Here is an 18,025-nt window from a genome sequence, read left to right as displayed (position 1 = left end):
AAGCCGCCCCGGCCGCGTATTGGTTTTATCGTCTCAAGTGGCTATTTTTCAACCCATTTCTCTTTTTGAGCTTTGTATATGGGGAGCAGGGTGGATTTCCGCGATCAGAAAGTATTTTATGAATCGCTACGATCGGGCCAGGAGTCTGCCTTCGAACACTTATATCGATTACTCTATCAGCGAATTGCTTCGTATGTTTTCGTAACGGGGGGAACTCGGGACGACACCAAGACCGTAGTGCACGAAACGATCATTGCTTTCCTGTTCAACCTGCGGTATCAAAAATACGAATGGCGTGAGGAGGCTCAGTTGATGACTTACGTAGTACAGATCGCGCGTAACAAGTGGACGCAAATGTGCCGGAATGCTTCTCGTACCGTGTTGATCGACAGCCACGAATGGCCCGCCAACAGTCAGGATATTCAACCCGCCGATCCCGAAGAGCAGGATTTCGAGCAACGCCGGCTAGCGGTCGAAAAACAGTTGTCTTTGCTGAGTGATCGCTGTCGACAAAGCATCGAACTGTATTATTATGAGCAGAAAAGCATGCAGGAAATTGCGGTTGCGCTCGGATGGGCCAATGAGCACGTGGCCCGGAATAAAAAATACCAATGTCTACAAAAACTCCGGAAGTTACTTGGCCTGACCGACGGGAATATATAGACACACCATCACGCCAATTGATACGCTCATGACGGAATCTCTTTTCGATGAATTTGAAGCCTATACCGAAAATCGGATGGTGCCGCCCCAGTTAGATGCCTTTGAAGCGCGCCTGGAACAGGACTCGGCGATGCGCCTGGCCCTGGCTGATTATCAGCGGTTTCGCCATAGCATCGAAGCGATAAAGTTAAAACAGCAACTCGTGTCTATTCATGACCGGCTCGACCAGCGAGGAGAGCTGGCGGCTTCTCCGCCAGCGACCAGATTCTCGGTGTCGTGGGGTGGGTGGACCCGCCTGGCTATTGCCGCTGTCGTTATTCTGGTTGCAGGGTATGGGCTGCTCCGGGTCTTACGCCCAACTCCAGCCGAGCAAACCTTTCTGACTTATTATCAACCCGAACCGGTTCCGCGCGGAATGACTGCGTGCGGTCCTCAGCTTACTCCTGGAATAAGCGCCTACCGCTCCGGCAATTACGAACGGGCATTGGTGGGTTTTAGGCAACTGCCTGCCTCCGAACCCTGCGTAGCCTATTATATCGGATTGGCTCAACTGGCGCTGGGGAATGCCCCCGCAGCGATCACCAGTTTAAACCGGGCGCTTGACGCAACGAACGCGCCGGACCTGATAAGCCGGAAAGCCGAATGGTACCTGGCCCTGGCTTATCTGAAAGCAGACCGGGCGACAGATACCCGTAAGCTGTTGATCCGGATCAGTGATCAGCCTGAGCATCCATTTCAACAAATAGCTAAAAAAGCACTGGCCGACCTGGAGCATGAGTAGCGGATTGTGGTCAGGAAAGCCATTCGGCCAGTACCTTACAAAACGTAATATCCGATGCTTGCTGGTCGTTCTGGTCGGCTGGCAACTGACCGCCTGTTCACTCAGGCCTGGACGAAGCACCACAACGGATGGCGATGTCGTACAGCCTCTCTGGCTCGATCAGCGCACAACGAATCTGCCCGTCGATACGATTGACTGTGCGAAGGTGGTAGTCCTGCTTATTGGCATCAGCCAGTACGACCCGGCCAGCGGTTGGGAGACGCTGAATGCCGAAAACGACGTTCTGTTGATGGAAACCAACCTTCGGCAGCGCGGAGTCAGACCGCAGCACATCCATCGGCTAACGGACCGACAGGCGACCAAAGCGGGTATCGAACAGGCGTTGAAAATGCTGGCCGATACCTTGCAGCAAGGTGATCAACTGTTGATTCACTACGCCGGACACGCCCGGCAACTGGTGGATGATAACGGCGACGAAACGGATGGATACGATGAGGCCATCGTGCCCTACGACGCTCCACCCGTCCATCGACTGCAACCCGATGGCTACCTGCGCGACGACGACCTGAATCGATATTTAACCGGCATACGAACTGCATTGGGGCCAACCGGTTTGGTATGGCTCCTCTTCGACTCCTGCCACTCGGCTACCCTGAACCGCGGGAAGAACGCTCAGCGCCTGCGCGGGGGGGGGGCTCCGCTCGGTAGGCCAACTCGCCAATCAGGCTGGGTTAACGAATCGCGGAGAACGACCTCGGGCTGGTATGAAATGGGAACGAAGCCTGGAGCGATGGCCCCCTACATTCTCTTTGCGGCTACCACCGATGGGGGAGAAAGTTATGAAACGATCGACGCATCTGGCCGATCGTTTGGGCCCCTGACCCGGGCGCTCTGCGAAGTCTGGAGTACTCCGTCAACTTCCGAACCGTACCGTCAACTCTTCGAGCGGATGGCCGTCGTTATGGCGCGTTATGCTCCCTATCAGCGCCCCAGTCTGGAAGGCGATAGCGAAGTGTTGGCGCTCGGGTGCGGAGCCGCTGCTACTAGTCGCCCCGTTGGCTATCGTACGGTAGGCGAGCCGTTGCGGGTAACCGGACCTCCTCAGGATGCCGCTTTGATCAAGACCCTGACCAGCCTTTCGTTTGTGCGCATGACGACCAGTCAGCCCCAGTTGCGCATCGACCGCCAAGGTCGGGGATATCAACTGCGCCTAACGGCCAATAATCAATTGCTGGCCGGGCGGATTGGATCGGTAGACGAGTGCGCCGAAAAAATCCGGCAGTATTTTGCCCGGAACGTGCTGATGCAACTGCAACAGAAAAACCCGGCCTTTGCCATTGAGACCAAAATGCAACGGGTACAGATCGAACTCCGGAATGGGCATAGTGTCGTTACAGATACCTTACCTGCGCTCATGACAGCGGGGCTGGCTACGTTCCGGGCCTCGGCCACCGAGCGCGTGGTGCTGACTCTGACGAATACCGGCCCGCACCCCGTGTATATAACCCTGGTCGATCTCCCACCCGATGGACGTTTGCAGGTATTGATTCCCGAAACGGGTCATGCCGCCACGGAGTATCGGTTAACACCGGGTCAGTCGCTCAGCCGCCGGATTCGTATTACCGAGCCGCTTGGGGCCGAACTGTATAAACTGTTACTGACGCCCGAACCGATCGGGCTGGAGAGTATCGTACAGACGCGGGGCAATTATCCGGTTCGACACCCCTACGAAGCTCTTTTTCAGCGCATGTACGCTACCCGTGGCCAGCCGGAAACGGCATCGATAAAACTGTCCGATAACGCCGGTGCTACGGCAGACGTGCTGTTCTGGACCGAACGACCCTGAGTAATTATTGTCATGAATATGCATCGTCTGAAAGCTACCTTATATATAGTCATTGGTATTTTATTGGTGAGCGAACCCGTTCTGGCTCAGTCCTGGAAAATACTGGCCGATCGAGCCGATTCTTTAAACCGTGCTGGACAGGTCAATGGAGCTTATGCTGCTTATGAGCAGGCCGAAAGACGGGCTGAGATAGAATTTGGCCGGGATCATTTTAACACGGTGCAAACCCAGTTGATGCTGGGTGCCGTTCTGATTCAGAAGGGAGAATACAAGCCTGCCGAGAAGAAGTTGATAGCCGCTTACCATTTACTGAGTCGTATTGCGCCGGATTCTACCGAACGCGTAGAAGCCATCAATTACTTAGGAATCATCTATCGCAACCAGGCTAACTATGGCAAAGCCGACTCGGTCATGCAGAAAGCACTGGCAGCCACATCGGTGTTACCTGCTGCAGCGCGTCGGAAGTATAGAGCTTATGCACTAGGGAATTTAGCCAGTTTATACCGGGTAATGCATAATGCACGACGCGCCGAGCCACTGCTCATCGAAGCGCTGGCCATTCAGGATTCCCTCACGGGCAAATTGAATCCGGAGTATGCATCCTACCTGAGCAGTTTGGCCAGTGTTTACAATAGCCTTCAGCAATACGTTCGTGCTGAGCCGTTATACCTGGAAGCGCTGGCTATCACCAGCCAGTTATTCAGTGATGAACATCCACGGGTGGCTCTGGTTTTAAACAACCTGGCAACGCTCTATTTCGACTTAGGCAATTATACCAAAGCCTTGTCTTATTCTTTAAAAGCCCTGAACATTCGCGAAAAGACGGGGTCCAGAGGGCGCGATTACTTACTCAATCTACAGAATTTAGCCGTCTTCTATGATAAGACGAAACAATTTAGGCTGGCCGACTCGCTGTATAACCGCGTCTTAACGATGATTGAGCAACAGTTGGGGAAATCAAATATAACCTATGCCAATACGCTCATGAACCGCGCTTCGCTATTTCGTGAATCAGGGCGTTATGCTGACGTCTGTAAGGTAAGTGAAGAGGCTCTTAGTCTGGCTAAATCGGCTATTGGCACGGAAAACGACTTGTACGCCCGGATGCTTAACTCGACGGCTGTTAGCTATCAGTATGTGGGAAATTACGTAAAAGCCGATTCGCTCAACACAGCGGCTTTGGCAATTTGTGAGCGAGTGCTAGGAAAGAACACCGTGGCTTATGCTGTTTATTTATTTACCCAGGGGCAGCTAAGCTGGCAAAGCGGTAGGCGTCAGGAAGGAATCGTAGTAATGAACGAAGCCCTGTCCAGAATGACCGGCAATTTTAACCGGAATTTTTTAACAATGACTGCCAGCCAGAAAGATGCCTTCCTTAGCCAATGGCAAGGGCTCTATCGGCAGTACTTCTCTATCATAACAGCCCGTGGCAGCGTATTGACATCCTCCGCTCCGCAGGCTTACGACGTTACGATTTCGCTCAAGAATATGCTCCTCAATGAGCATTCTCAGGTGATCACCACGCTAAATCAGTCGGACGATATATTGCTGAAAAACCGCCTGGACTCGTTGTATAAAGCAAAAAATCTATTGGCAGATCTATATATAAAGCCAGCCAAGGATCGCCAAAATATTGACTCGCTCGAAGCGCAGGCCGAAGTGCTGGAAAAAGCGCTGGCGCATCAGTCGACGGCGTTTCGGCAGGCTCAGCAGTCATTACAGATCCGGTGGGAAGATATTCGCAATACGTTGAAATCAGATGAGGCCGCTGTTGAATGCATTAGCTTTCCATACTATAACGGAATATTTCCAACCGATTCGATTCGGTATATGGCCCTCATCGTACGATCGACCGACAAAGTACCACAGATCGTGCCGCTCCTGGCCGATGAGCGGCCGCTGCGCCAGCTGCTGGCGCGAAAAGCGGGTACGGCAGATCCGGCCGCCTTGTATGCTGCCCGCGGTTCCGAAATCGATACGGATCAGCTTACGCGGGGCGATTCGCTCTACAGGCTGATCTGGGAGCCCATCGACCGGCTGCTGACCGGCATAAAAACAGTTTATTTGTCGCCTTCGGGGTTGCTGCATCAGGTATCGTTTGGCGCGCTTCCGTATCCGGGCTCTACTAAAAAAGGCATACGCTACCTGGCTGATCGCTACGAGCTGCGGCAAATCGGTAATACGCGGCAGGTTGTCGCACAGGCAGGCAATGACAACAGGTACAACGATCTGGTAAGCGTCCAATTATACGGGGGAATTCAATACGATACCGCAGCGGCTTCGTTGAGCGTTAGGACCACAACCTACGTCGCTCGTGAACCCAACGAATTAGCCTGGGCTTATCTGCCGGGTTCGCAGCAGGAAGTCACGCAAATCGGTCAGCTTATCGGGTCAAAAGCGACAGTAATAACCGGATCCGCAGCCACCGAAACCGCGCTGAAAAACGTATCGGGTCGATCGCCGACCGTGCTCCATATTGCCACCCACGGATTTGCTTTCCCTGACCCCGCGGTTACTCCTAACGATTCTGGCGCAAATAGGGGCGAAGCCATGTTTCGGCGAATAGCGAATCCGCTGTTGCGGACGGGCCTGCTGATGGCCGGCGCCAATCGGGCCTGGCTGGGTGGTCGCCCAGCCCTGGGGGAGGATGATGGCATTCTGACGGCCTACGAAGTAGCCAGCCTGAATCTGTCCGGTACGCGATTGGTCATACTGTCGGCCTGTGAAACCGCCCTGGGCGATATACGGGGAAGCGAAGGCGTATTTGGCTTGCAACGAGCCTTTAAAATGGCCGGGGCCGGGCAGTTGCTTATAAGCTTATGGCCGGTTTCCGACCGGGCAACCAGCACGATGATGCGGACGTTTTACCAGCAGTGGAAAAAACACAAAACGAGTCGGATCGCTTTCCAGAAAACGCAGTCGTTGATGCGTAAAAAATATTCGCCTTCCGTATGGGCTGCGTTTGTACTCATCGAATGAGCGTACCGCCCGAAATCCCGTCCATTTTTAGAGTCAGCTGATCATGCCGGCAGGGCGGCTATGGTTGAGTAACCGGCTACCACTCGAGCTCGTGAAGAACTTCCTGCACATTCAGGATAATTCTAACCCGCTGCCCAAATCTAGCCTCCAGTTCAAGCTTAAAAACTAACGCTTCGCCGTAGGTTTTATGCCGTGTGTAATAGAGCTGGCCCTCGGCGATAATCGTAAGTAAATAGGGGTACATAAAGCAGGGATTGCAGAGTAGGGAGGCAAGATAACGAAGTCGCATAAACCAGCCTTTGGGCCGAATAAAAATTTACTACTCGGTCGTCTCCGCAAGCCTGAAAAGTAAAGCAGCCAGGTTTACCAATACCTGATTTTTATCAGGTAAGATTGAAACGTACGTCAGTGCTGGTAACCTGCATTATCCTTTCAGATAAAAAGATAAACTGCCTGTTGTTCTCAGGCAGTTGTTCGGTAATTAATATAAGTTCAACAGAATGAGGCACTTGCTGATAGGAGTGTGCCCTTAGCCAGGGACGGCAACCCATAAAAAAAACACCCTGCCTACCGTTAAGCGCTTTGGGTGTTGCTTTCGGTAGGTAGGGCGAAACCTGAAACTGCTGTGAAGTTAACAAAAAAATAGATATGTTAATTGTTTTTCTTGAGTAGTCTGTCGAATTGTTGTCAACCTTTTCGACAACAATAGGCGGTGAAAGGCCATCAGGGCCTTTATCGGGCATTAACGGAGAACAGAAATTTGTTTAACTAAAATGGCTGGATAGTAAACTTCATCTGCTCGTGTAAAGCCTGTTCCGCCAGGATTTTGCCGCTGCTTAAAACAAGGGCCTGAATAGGCTGAAGCAACCGACACGGCCGGGTACATTGGGTGCTGATCGATAACGATATTGTCGTTGGGGGTTGTCTAATACGCCAAATCATGGACTCCCGAAGGCATTTTATCCTGAAAGGAAGGCGTATATTTACAAGGCCTGTACAGGTTGGCGATTGCTTAACTAAAAAACACAACAGGCTATCAGTGAGCGCAATGGCTGCTCACGTGTCGATTGAACTGGATGAAAAAGATAGAGGCAGTTGCTCAATCCGCTAAGGGTAAGCCGAAATTCATCGCGCTGAGTGAAAGCATCATTGAAAAAATAAAAACCGGTGAGTTACAGCCGGGCGATCAGATTCCGTCTGAAAATGAACTCATCAAAACGTTTAGCATCAGCAATACCACGGCTCGCAAAACCCTGCTCGAAATCGAGTCGAAAGGCTGGGCCCGGCGCATAAAAGGTAAAGGCACCTACGTGTTGAATCGTACGGAAGACCATCATCTGCTGCGAACGCTTGGCTCGATTTATGCAACCCGGCGTGGTTTTCACGATAGCCTGATTGCCGAAGGGTTTACCCCTAAAAATATCGTTCTGGAAAAAACCGTATTGCCCGATGGCATCTCGTCGGAAATCAATGGCCGACATTTTATCATCGACGGCCCGGTGCTGAAACTCCACCAGCTTCGCTATGCAGACGATCTGCTCATAAAAGACGAAGTGAAGTATATCTCGCTTACACTTTGCCCCAAAATCAATAAAATACCGACGGAGGTGTCGTACTTCAAAGTCTACGAAAGTACGTATCATTTGAAAATCAACGAGGTGCAGCAAACGCTGAGCGTAAAAATTCTGGAGCCTAATACAACAAATTTTGAGCTTAGCAGACCCACACCGGTGTTTGTGCTGGACAGCGCAGTGGTCTGCACTGGCGATAGCGTGGTTGAAATCGAACAATCGTACTACCACGGCGAGAAATACAAGTTTGCCGTAGTCACCAGCCCTAACTACAGGTAACTTTCGCCCAACTCCAGAAAGAATTACGGTTTTAGGGTTAAAATCAGAATCTTATCGCCCGAAGCTGCGGACTTTATACGAAGTGTACCCGATTCGTTTTCCAGCACAGCCGCCGATGTTCGATCGGTTGTGGGGTCGTACCACTGACCCGTATATTCCTGGCGAAGCGGGTTGTAAAGCAGCACCCTGGTCGCTACGGGCACGTAGACCATGATAGTCTGGCGGTCGTCGGATTGCACTACTGAGATGTACTGATCGGGAGCGGTCTGACCGGGTTGATCGGCCAGCAGCCCCGGCGCTGGTTTCAGTTGCCACCAGTTGTGTTGTCTCATAAAATGGCTCAACAGGCCGATCTGCCTGCTGCCCGGTAGTTTCAGGCATTCATCCCAGGTAGGCAAGCCGTCTGACTTACCGTGATTCAGTATGCTCTCGCCGGTTCGGAGCCAGGGCCAGATACCCCCCGCCCCGTAGGTAATGCCCGCAACCGGGGTCGAAAATAAACTCCAATAGCTGGCGTTTCGAACGTCTTTGTCTATCAAATTCGGGCTGATCCGCTCATAGACCGGCTCCATGTTGATAACTACCTTGGGTGGCAAGCTGCCCCATTCGGTTGTTACGGGGCCGGTTGTCGTCCAGCGAATAGTAGATGGCGAACTGTTATGGCCAGTCTGATAACCGATGATATCGAGCCAGTTTTCGTGAGCGTATTCTTTACCAATCCACGAACGACCCTGCGGATGCAGGGCCACCGTGCCTGGATGTTCGCGCCCAAAAACAGCCCGACCGATCGTTTTCCAGCGCTGCTCATATTCCTGTACGTATTTTCCGTCGCCCCCCAGAATCCAGATGACCTGATTGCCACCGTACCGGGCGACCATATAGTTAGCCAGCAAGATAGCTTCGTTGTCGGGGAGGTAATACCCTGGACTTAATTCCCGGCCCTCCGCCACTGGAAGTGCCCACAGCAAAACCGGTGCGGCTACCAGGCCGCGTTGGTTGATAGCATCGATTTTTTTGTCCAGATGCTGAAAAAAAGCCGGGTTGAGCTGAATTCGGCCGCTGCCTTCGAACGCAACCTGGCCTTCGCTGTTGGTGGCGCACCCACGCCACTGCGTAGCCGCAAACTGAATGACGGTGTACTGGTTTTTTACGCGATCCTGCAGGTAGGTGTCCCACTCGGCTTCGGTCGATTTGAGAGCCCCGTTCCAGGCCGTGCAGGCAGCAAAGAAGAAAGGTGAACCATCGGCATGCGTCAGGTAGTAAGCCCCTTTTGGGTGTATGATGGAGCCTTTCGAATAAATAGCCAGTGGTGATTTTCGGTCGGTGCAATCAAACTGACCCACCACGTTGTGCAGACCGGTATTCAGCGTGTCGGAGCAGCGGGACCGGAACAGCCAGGTTCCGACTTCGTCGGGCGCAAACCGGACTTTCCAGGAGGAACCCCCGTCCCAGAAGCCACTGATGGTTTTCGTACGACCCGAGGGGGCCAGGAACTCCACTTCAAATGCCTGAAGGTCATACAGAGGATTCGTGTAGCGTTTCGAACTCTCGAAGGTTTTTTCGTACTTCATCCACACCCCGGTTTGGGCAAGGCTGGGAGTACCGATGAGCAGCAGGAAGTATAGGCTTAGACTCGAAAAAACAGACAGGCGAACCAGCGGAATGGGCATTGTTTTTCTACTAATAATTCACAAAACAGGCGTTTCTACTCACTTGCCGAACCATTTTAGTAACTCATTGGCAATAACTGTGTGGCCCATATGGTTGGGATGATTCACGTGAGACATGTATTTTGTGAGTGTGCCCTGGGCGGCTATCCGCTTAAACTGGGTATATGGGTCGGCCAGACCGACGTGGTACTCAGCGGCCAGCTGCCGAATCATCTGCCCGTACGGTTCCAGCGGATTGGTATCATCCAGGATATTCAGGCGCTGATCGGGCGAAGGAGTCAGGAGAATGACGGTAATGTTTCGGGCCTGGGCCGCCCGGATCATACTCGTCCAGGCCGCTCTGACTTTTTCGATCTCCGAAAATCGGTCGTTGAGCGCGTAGTCGATGAACAGTACATCGGGTTTATGACTGAGCACGTCGGCGTCAAAGCGAGTTTGCCCTTTGATCGAATTTTCTCCGCCAATGGCCGTCACGATCACATTGACGACGGCGTATGGGTACTGTTTTTTTAAGGCCTGTAGCAGCAGGTTCGGATACGATTCGAGCGTATGCACCTCATGATCATGCCAATATCCTGCGGGAACCGAGTGCCCATGGAACACCAGATTGATTGTACGATTTTTTGGCCAGACCGCATTCAATTCTTTTTTTACGCCGGCTAAATACGTCACCGAATCGGCTGGCTGCGCCTTCAGATTTACCGTTGCGTTGACTAGGAGAGGGATAAAAAAAAGTAACCGATTCATGAATCGAAAAGCCATTTGTAAATTCGTTCTATAAGACTACATACTTTTACCAGAAGGCAACCAGATCGCCGGTGGCGTGCTCGACTACATAATGCCGGCCGTAAGCCGGATCACCGGACTTGAAAACCGTCTGGTTTTTTTTCCACGGATAGCCGGTGTTGGAATAGACGTGCAATCCCGGCTCCGCAACGCCCTCATCCGGATAGATACGAACGGTCGCGTCTTTCAGCCCGGTCAGCCGGAGGCACCGCTTCATCCGCTGAACCCCCGACGTCATTTCCTGGCAGGAAACGATGCCGTCGGTCTGATCGATGAAAATACGGCTTTCCCGATGCCAGGCTTTGGGTAGCGTATATACGGAGTAGCCATTGGCCAGCTCCGTTTCGTAGCCGGTCAGGATAGGAGCCCCCTGGGGTAGTCTGAACCGATGCGTGACGGTTGTGTTCGGGCAGTAGCCGGAAAAGAAAAAGCCGTTGCTACTTCTTGAAATCGCCAGTACCGGATTTTTCACCGACGGGTTGCGTTTGACAAGCTGGTAGTCCAGACCGAATTGCTTCAGTACGTAGCGCACCAGCAGTGGTCCCGTAAACAACTGCTCAGGATCGTCGGGGGTCAGCAACTTACCGCCGGTCCATTTGCTGGAGTTGGTGCCCCGCACATAAGCTACTTTACCTCCTTTCCAGTCCGGCTTTTGGCGCACCCATACCACATCCCGCTCGTTGGCCGATTGAGTCATTTTCGCCAGAATCTGCGTGCCCGCATCGGCTTTGTCTTTTACCTGGGTCGCTACGCCACCGCCCGAAAACAGGGCGCTATGAACGATTTTGTCGGGGTATTTTTGGGTTAGCTCATCCCAAACGAGGGTCGACTGAAGCTGGAATTCTCCTTCCAGTGGGGTTATATTCTGTAAGTTCAGTAAAGCCAGGAAAGCCGCTCCAGCGTGGTCGGCAGGACCATAGACCAGTAGTTTTCCGCCGTTCTGTACAAAACCGATCAGGGCTTTCTCCAGCGGAGAATTGGCTTCGGGCACGATCGAAACGAGAATCGATTCTGTAAAAAAGGCGGGTTTGGCAGCGATCACTTTCTGTAGCGAACCCGTCGACAGCACCGTATTCAGAGGAAACCCGTTGTTGATGGCTTGTCGAATAAACCAGTCGCCGTAGTAAATTTCGGGGAGCCGTTCGGGCTGTTTATACGCCCAGTTATGGTACTCGTCGAACGGATACACCCACACCAGTGGCCCCGGTGCGGTAGGCGAGTCGTAACGGGCTTTTAGAATATGGGGCGTCACTTCGTCGGGCACCTGGGTCGGCATCTCCCCGTATGAATTATCTGCGGTCAGGAAATTCAGGTGCGTCGGTAAACGGATTTCGCCTTTCGCGTTGATGCGCGCCACCGCCATAGGCAGGTAAATGTCGTGCGGTTCCTGGCCATACCGATCCAGCCACGGGCTGTTCACCCACCACGGATCGTGGGTATAATACCGAAACAGATAGCGCTCATCCGGCAACTCCGCCATGCGCGACATGTAGCCAGCCAGTTCCAGCCCAAAGTCGCCATCGAGGGCGGCCCAGGGCGAATTGGGTGGGGGAAGCATGTTGTAGTGGCCGCTATAAATCTGCTTTAGATCGACCCCATCGCGGGCCAGATCGGCACCCGTCGATAAGTTGGTGCCGCGCGTCTGGATCTGGAACGTAGGGCATTCCCGGCGAAATAACTTCCAGAAGTCGGCAATCAGCGCTTTGGTCGTCGCCAGTTTTTCGGGCAGGAACGCCTTGCCGGTAAAGGTAGCACCCGTCGACGACCACCCTTCAACTCCGAAGCCAAACCCATTGCTCAGCCAGATGAAATCATACCCCAAGTCTGTGAGAAAATGCTGGCTCTGCCGACCCAGAAACGTGCCGAAGGGCGTATTGGCCGGAATGCCCTTCGGAAAACCGGCGTAGGCTTCGGTATCGGCATTCAGTGTAGAATAGCAGCTGACCATGGTTCGATGGCCCATGGCATTCCCACCCAGAATTTCAGGATGTTTTTTGTATTTAAACGCTGATTTGGCGAACTCCGGCCCAGGATCGAAAGTTGCGCCAATCCGGATGGGTTTGTTCGTAATCCGTCTGCCGGTTTCTTTCAGCGTCTGAATGATAAATTTCAGATCGCCGTACGTAAAAGCGGGTGGGTTGTCGATGTACAGATACGCCCGTTCGTGAAGCGACAGTTCTTTAGGCCCCGAGCCTACTTCGTGTTCGGTGTTGGGGTTGCCGATGTAGCGTGCCCATTCGAGAGGCTGGTCCATCCGGCCTTTGTAGTCCAGGATTTCAGACCCGTCCGACGTCCAGAGCATGACCGACACCGTATCGGTATGCCGCAGCAGCGCCGACCATTGGGTGAATAGTTCCGTAGCCACTTCCTGGATATACGCCTTATCCTTTTTCTTGAACGGCTTCAGCGACGCTTCCAGAGTAATGTTGTTGAACGGCTTTCCCTTCAGGGTCGAATGGTCCAGATTCGGCGTATCGGCGTTGTGTGTAAAGCCCAGTAAAAGTCCGCTGATCAGACAGAGTGAGGTTAAGACTTGGAAGCGCATAGGGTTTGGGGGAGTCAGTAGCACAGGCATCGACCCGTAATGTAGCTGTTTACGAACGTCGGCCCGTGCTGCTTTAGTAGCCGGTATTTTGTGTCAGTTTCGGATTGAGATCGATCTCGGCCTGCGGAATCGGGAACAGCAGCTCGAAATCCTGAACCGAGAAGTTCAGTTTCTGGGCCGCATAATAAGCATTCAGCACCGTTTGTGCTCGTCCGGTTCGGACCAGATCGAACCAGCGATGGCCTTCGTACAGAAACTCAACCCGGCGTTCGCGTTCGAGCGCCAGCCGTAGCGCGGCCTGCGAAAGCCCCGCTAATGCCGGTAGTTTGGCGCGCTGCCGCACCTGGTTGATATACGGTAAGGCGTCCGCTGGCTTCCCCTGTTCGTTCAGCGCTTCGGCGTACATCAGCAGCACATCGGCATACCGGAGAATGGTGAACGAGATGCTGCCATCACCCGGATCGACGGCTTTGAAGTCTACAAACTTCAACCCGTAGCGGCTGTACGATTTCTTTCCGCCGATCAGCAGGACCGAATCGCTGACGGAGGCTGCCCGTCGCCCGTCGCCTGTTTCGTAGGCTTTGGTCAGGTCGAGCGTAGGAACGATACGACCCGCGCCCTGTGCATTACCGGGGAAAATAGCCATGCTGGTGATGGCAGGGGTAAATAAAGCCGAATAGTTATTGCCCAGGGTTTGCCCCGACAGGTAGTCGATTTCCAGCATCGTTTCCGCCAGGTTGGTATTACCGTTCGTCGACAGGGTCTTGTAGTCGGCCACCAGCGAATATTGTTTCGAATCGATCACTTCGTTTAGTTTCGCAGCCGCCAGTTCGTAGTTCAGCTGAGTCAGATAGACTTTCCCCAGCAGGGCTTTGGCCGTCATTTGCGATGCTCGGGTTTTGTCGGCGTTCAGCGCAGTCGGTAGTAGCGTTTCGGCACTGGTTAGGTCGCTCAGGATCTGTTTATAAACTTCTTCCTTGGGTTTCAGGCTCAAATCGGCGGTTGCCACCTGCGCCGGACTGGTAAACGTCTGATTCGTGATGGGAACGTTGCCGAACAGCCGAACCAGGTAGAAGTAGCTGAACGCCCGCAGAAACTGGGCCTCGCCTTTGATCCGGTTTTTGGCCGTTTGGTCGAAGTTGACAGCGTCGATCCGGTTCAGGATGTTGGATGTCTGGGAGATGGTATACAGGCATGAGCTCCAGACGGCCCGCACGAAGCTATTCGTTGCCGTTACCGCATTCTGATCCAGCTGCATTTCGTCGGCCGAGGGCGACGACCACTGAATCTCCGTATTGTCGGTCGTCAATTCGGTCAGATAAAGAAGATTGCTACTGTTGTAGAGCCCCCGAAAAGTGCTGTATGTGCCAACCAGCGCCGTTTCGAAGTCGTTCTGATTCTGGTAGAAGCTCTGATCGCTGATCTGGTATTCCGGTTTCAGATTTAAAAAATCACGACAGGCAGATGCGATGACCGTCAGAAATAATATAACCAATAGTCGCTTTTTCATAGCGGTAATAGTCGTTAGTGGTTAGTTGTCAGTGGTTAGTCCGTAGTGGATAGTCATTGCTTGTCAGTAAGTAGTCAGTACTTGTTAGGCTCAATCCGGTCATTTTCTAAATGACAATTACTGACCGCTCATGACTGTTTACTACCGACTAACCACTATCAAAATGTTACACGCAAGCCCAGGGTATAGGTCCGCGGGTTGGGATACGAGAAAAAATCGACTCCACTTCTAGCCAGATTGTCACCACCAGTACTGCCTTCCGGGTCGTAGCCCGGGTATTTCGTGAACGTATACAGGTTCGTCACATCGGCGTAGACCGAAAGCGCCTGTATCTTCAGCTTCGTGACCACCGGCGCAGGGAACGTATACGAGAAATTGACATCTCGGATGCGGGTAAACGATCCATCGAACAGGTATTTGGTCGTGCCCGCACTGAAGCCGAACGCGTAGTCGTTGCGGATGGCCCGCCCGTACCGTCCGGCGCCTGGACTCTCCGGCGACCGCCACCGATCTGCTATGGACGCCTGTTGATTCTGAACGCCTGCGTCGTTGAGATTGACTTCGCCCCCCTGGAAGTAGACCTGGTTGCCGTACGTGCCGTTCAGACTAATATTCAGCGCAAAACCTTTGTAGCTGAAGCGGTTTCCCAGACCCCAGGTGAATGTCGGCCAGGGACTGCCGACAATGGTCTTATCCGAAGTGTTGATTGTGCCGTTGCCATCCACATCCTGGTATTTATAGTCGCCTGGCTGAACGCGCGGATTTTGCAACGGACTCTTGCTGACTTCTTCCTGGGTTTGAAAAACCCCCAGAATGTTCAATAGCCGGAAGCTGGAAATCGGATAGCCGACCTGTGCCACCTGATAGTCGGAGGTAACAATGCGAGCCGCGTCGGAGTTGAGCGCCAGCACTTTGTTGCGGTTCCAGCTGATGTTGAAATCGGTATTCCACTGGAACGGTCCTTTGCCGATATTCTGCGAATTGATCGTCAGCTCAAGCCCCTTGTTTTCGACTTCTCCAATGTTCTGCACCGAGCTCCCAAAGCCCGAAGCAGAGGGTAGGGTTACGTTCAGCAACAGATTTTTCTTGTAGGCCTGGTAAGCATCGACCGTAAACGACAGCCGGTTCCGAAACAGCGAAATGTCTACTCCCACATTCGTTTGTACGGACTGTTCCCAGGTCAGCTGGTCGTTGGCCAGACTGGTCGGCACGATACCCGATACGATCTGCCCGTTCGAGACAGTTCGGGCAACACCCAGCAAGCCCTGGGTGGCATAATTGGGAATCAGATTATTGCCCGCCACGCCATAACTCGCCCGGATTTTCAGGTCACTGATCAGGCTGACGGATTTCATGAACGGCTCATCCGACAACCGATACGCAGCCGATAGCGAGGGGAACGTTCCCCACCGGTTTTTGGTCCCGAAGCGCGAACTGCCGTCCTGCCGAATGGTCGCCGTCAGTAGGTATTTGCCCGCAAAGGTGTAGTTCACGCGGGCCAGCCACGACATAATCGCCCATTCGCTGATGTAGTTGGTACCGGTCGAAACGGTTCCGGCAGACAGATAGGGGACATAGTCGGTCGAAAAGCCCGTTGCGCCCGCTTGCAGCACTTCGTCCGAATTTTTCTGAATCGTGTAGCCAACCAGCGCATCGAGATCGTGTTTGCCGCCGAACTTATGTCGGTAGTTGATGGTATTCTCGTTCAGCCAGTTCAGGCTTTTAACCTCGGTGGCCCCCGCCGTAGCTGCTCCCGTCCGGCTGGTCGCCAGACCGACTTTCGAGGATTTCCACAACCGCGTAACGTTGTTCGAATAATTGACCCCGACGGAGGTTTTCAGCACCAGTCCCGGCGCCAGTTCGTATTGTAGGTAGTTGTTCGTGAATACGTTGGTATTGTTGCGTTTGTCCGAAAATTCAGCGGCTATTACCAGCGGATTTTCGACGGGAATGCCCGTTGGGCTGGAAAATTCCGAATACGGTGTGCCGTCGGGGTTATAGACCGGAATAGTTGGGTCGCTGGCTAAAGCGGCTGAAATCAGGCCCCGGTATTGCAGGTGCCCTTCGGCCCGCGCGAAGTTGCCGTACGAATGCGCACCGGAAAAGGAAGCCCCGATCTTCAGCCGTGGAGTCAGGTGCGCGTCGATGTTGGTACGCAGGGTAAACTTGTTAAAATCGGAGCCGATGATGATGCCCTTCTGGGTGAAAAAACCACCGGACACGTAGTAACTCACATCTTTGCTGGTGCCGCTGGCCGACAGCTGGTAATTCTGCACCATGCCTTTCCGGAAAATGACATCCTGCCAGTCGGTTCCATACCCCTGATCGGCAAACTGGCTGGGATTCCGGAATTCGGGTTTTATCTGCGTGGCGGTGCTGCGTACGCTATTCGGATCGGTGGCTTTGCCTCCGGCGAATACCCAGGCATTGTCGCGGCCTTCCGCGACGAATTCAGCGTATTGCCGCGGTGTCAGCAGTTTCATTTTTCGGGCCAGCTCCTGCATGCCGGTCGACTGTTCGAAGCTGATCGTCGGCTTGCCTAGCTTACCGCGCTTGGTCGTTATGATAATGACCCCGTTGGAACCCCGCGAACCGTAAATGGCCGTGGCCGATGCATCTTTCAACACCTGAATCGACTCGATATCTGCGGGGTTGATGATACTGAGTGGGTTGATCCGGTTAGTCGAGCTACTGCTGACGATGCCACTGGCTGAGTAAGCATTCGAGCCGAAGTTCGTCAGGTCGGAGCCGCCCCCGCCCGTTCCAATAGCGTACCCGTCGACAACGTACAGGGGTGAGTTCCCGCCGGTGATGGAACTGATACCCCGAACGATCACATTGACGTTCCCGCCCGGTGCGCCCGATGTCTGGGTAATCTGCACACCCGCCACTTTGCCCTGCATCATCTGATCGACGCTAGTTGCGGAGGGTACCGGCACCAGGTCTTTCGTGGTCAGATTGACGATGGAACCGGTCAGGTCTTTTTTGCGCTGGGTGCCGTACCCTACCACTACTACGTCCTGTAGTTGCTGCTGGTCTGTTTTCAGGGCAACGTTGATCGTTGTGCGCGGTTGGCCGCTGCTGCCGCTGACGGTAGTTTCCTGAGTAGCGTACCCAATAAAACTGACGACCAGGGTGGCCTGGGGCGATACGTTCAGCCGAAAGCGCCCTTCGGTGTCGGTGGTTGTGCCGTTGGTGGTTCCTTTTTCCGTAACGGTAGCACCAACCAGTGCCTCGCCGTCTTCATCGGCGGTGATTCTGCCACTCACAGGCCCTTTGGCCGACTGGGCAACCGATACATTGAGGCCGGTCAGCAGACTCAACAGGCTACCCATCACCAACAGCCGCAGGCGATGGAATAAAATAGGCTTCATGGGTAAAAAAATGGATGGTTT

10 protein-coding genes are annotated in these 18,025 nt (G+C 53.3%); 5 read left to right on the top strand and 5 right to left on the bottom strand.

The features are described from left to right. The first annotated feature begins 78 nt into the window (after positions 1-78). The 5 genes from ACYVC2_RS26165 (at position 79) to ACYVC2_RS26145 (ending at position 8,119) form a co-directional block, all read left to right on the top strand. Positions 79-663, top strand: a complete 585-nt coding sequence (locus ACYVC2_RS26165) for an RNA polymerase sigma factor (protein WP_461107500.1) — start codon at positions 79-81, stop codon at positions 661-663. A 28-nt stretch (positions 664-691) separates the two neighbouring features. Beyond that, a complete protein-coding gene (locus ACYVC2_RS26160) occupies positions 692-1,444 on the top strand; it encodes a hypothetical protein (RefSeq protein ID WP_461107498.1) in 753 nt (250 codons plus the stop codon). A gap of 58 nt (positions 1,445-1,502) precedes the next feature. Beyond that, on the top strand, positions 1,503-3,290 hold the full coding sequence (locus ACYVC2_RS26155; protein ID WP_461107496.1) for a caspase family protein: 1,788 nt from the start codon (positions 1,503-1,505) through the stop codon (positions 3,288-3,290). Positions 3,291-3,302: 12 nt separating this feature from the next. Then, positions 3,303-6,269: a CHAT domain-containing tetratricopeptide repeat protein gene (locus ACYVC2_RS26150; RefSeq protein ID WP_461107494.1), complete on the top strand. Its 2,967-nt coding sequence runs from the start codon at positions 3,303-3,305 to the stop codon at positions 6,267-6,269. A 1,076-nt stretch (positions 6,270-7,345) separates the two neighbouring features. Then, positions 7,346-8,119 (top strand): GntR family transcriptional regulator, encoded by a 774-nt coding sequence (locus tag ACYVC2_RS26145; RefSeq protein WP_461107492.1) that lies wholly within the window; start codon positions 7,346-7,348, stop codon positions 8,117-8,119. 23 nt (positions 8,120-8,142) lie between these two features. On the opposite strand, the gene ACYVC2_RS26140 is transcribed toward ACYVC2_RS26145, so the two are convergent. The 5 genes from ACYVC2_RS26140 to ACYVC2_RS26120 form a co-directional block, all read right to left on the bottom strand. Continuing rightward, positions 8,143-9,789, bottom strand: a complete 1,647-nt coding sequence (locus ACYVC2_RS26140) for an apiosidase-like domain-containing protein (RefSeq protein ID WP_461107490.1) — start codon at positions 9,787-9,789, stop codon at positions 8,143-8,145. A 39-nt stretch (positions 9,790-9,828) separates the two neighbouring features. Then, positions 9,829-10,536, bottom strand: coding sequence for an SGNH/GDSL hydrolase family protein (locus ACYVC2_RS26135; RefSeq protein WP_461107488.1), 708 nt, complete (start codon positions 10,534-10,536; stop codon positions 9,829-9,831). 46 nt (positions 10,537-10,582) lie between these two features. Then, positions 10,583-13,120: a hypothetical protein gene (locus ACYVC2_RS26130; RefSeq protein WP_461107486.1), complete on the bottom strand. Its 2,538-nt coding sequence runs from the start codon at positions 13,118-13,120 to the stop codon at positions 10,583-10,585. Positions 13,121-13,193: 73 nt separating this feature from the next. After that, positions 13,194-14,630 carry a RagB/SusD family nutrient uptake outer membrane protein gene (locus tag ACYVC2_RS26125; RefSeq protein ID WP_461107484.1) on the bottom strand — a complete coding sequence of 479 codons (1,437 nt, stop codon included), beginning with the start codon at positions 14,628-14,630 and terminating at the stop codon, positions 13,194-13,196. Between the two features lie 158 nt (positions 14,631-14,788). Beyond that, positions 14,789-18,004 carry a SusC/RagA family TonB-linked outer membrane protein gene (locus ACYVC2_RS26120; protein WP_461107482.1) on the bottom strand — a complete coding sequence of 1,072 codons (3,216 nt, stop codon included), beginning with the start codon at positions 18,002-18,004 and terminating at the stop codon, positions 14,789-14,791. Positions 18,005-18,025 lie beyond the last annotated feature (21 nt).

Source organism: Spirosoma koreense (assembly GCF_054777875.1).
Note: the sequence above shows the minus strand (reverse complement) of the source record. Positions and strands in the feature narration are given on the sequence as shown.

Bases quoted from the DNA above. Each gene is read 5' to 3' on its own strand.
- ACYVC2_RS26165 (WP_461107500.1), top strand. From the start codon at position 79: ATGGGGAGCAGGGTGGATTTCCGCGATCAGAAAGTATTTTATGAATCG.
- ACYVC2_RS26130 (WP_461107486.1), bottom strand. From the start codon at position 13,120: ATGCGCTTCCAAGTCTTAACCTCACTCTGTCTGATCAGCGGACTTTTA.
- ACYVC2_RS26135 (WP_461107488.1), bottom strand. From the start codon at position 10,536: ATGAATCGGTTACTTTTTTTTATCCCTCTCCTAGTCAACGCAACGGTA.
- ACYVC2_RS26160 (WP_461107498.1), top strand. From the start codon at position 692: ATGACGGAATCTCTTTTCGATGAATTTGAAGCCTATACCGAAAATCGG.
- ACYVC2_RS26120 (WP_461107482.1), bottom strand. From the start codon at position 18,004: ATGAAGCCTATTTTATTCCATCGCCTGCGGCTGTTGGTGATGGGTAGC.
- ACYVC2_RS26150 (WP_461107494.1), top strand. From the start codon at position 3,303: ATGAATATGCATCGTCTGAAAGCTACCTTATATATAGTCATTGGTATT.
- ACYVC2_RS26125 (WP_461107484.1), bottom strand. From the start codon at position 14,630: ATGAAAAAGCGACTATTGGTTATATTATTTCTGACGGTCATCGCATCT.
- ACYVC2_RS26140 (WP_461107490.1), bottom strand. From the start codon at position 9,789: ATGCCCATTCCGCTGGTTCGCCTGTCTGTTTTTTCGAGTCTAAGCCTA.
- ACYVC2_RS26145 (WP_461107492.1), top strand. From the start codon at position 7,346: ATGAAAAAGATAGAGGCAGTTGCTCAATCCGCTAAGGGTAAGCCGAAA.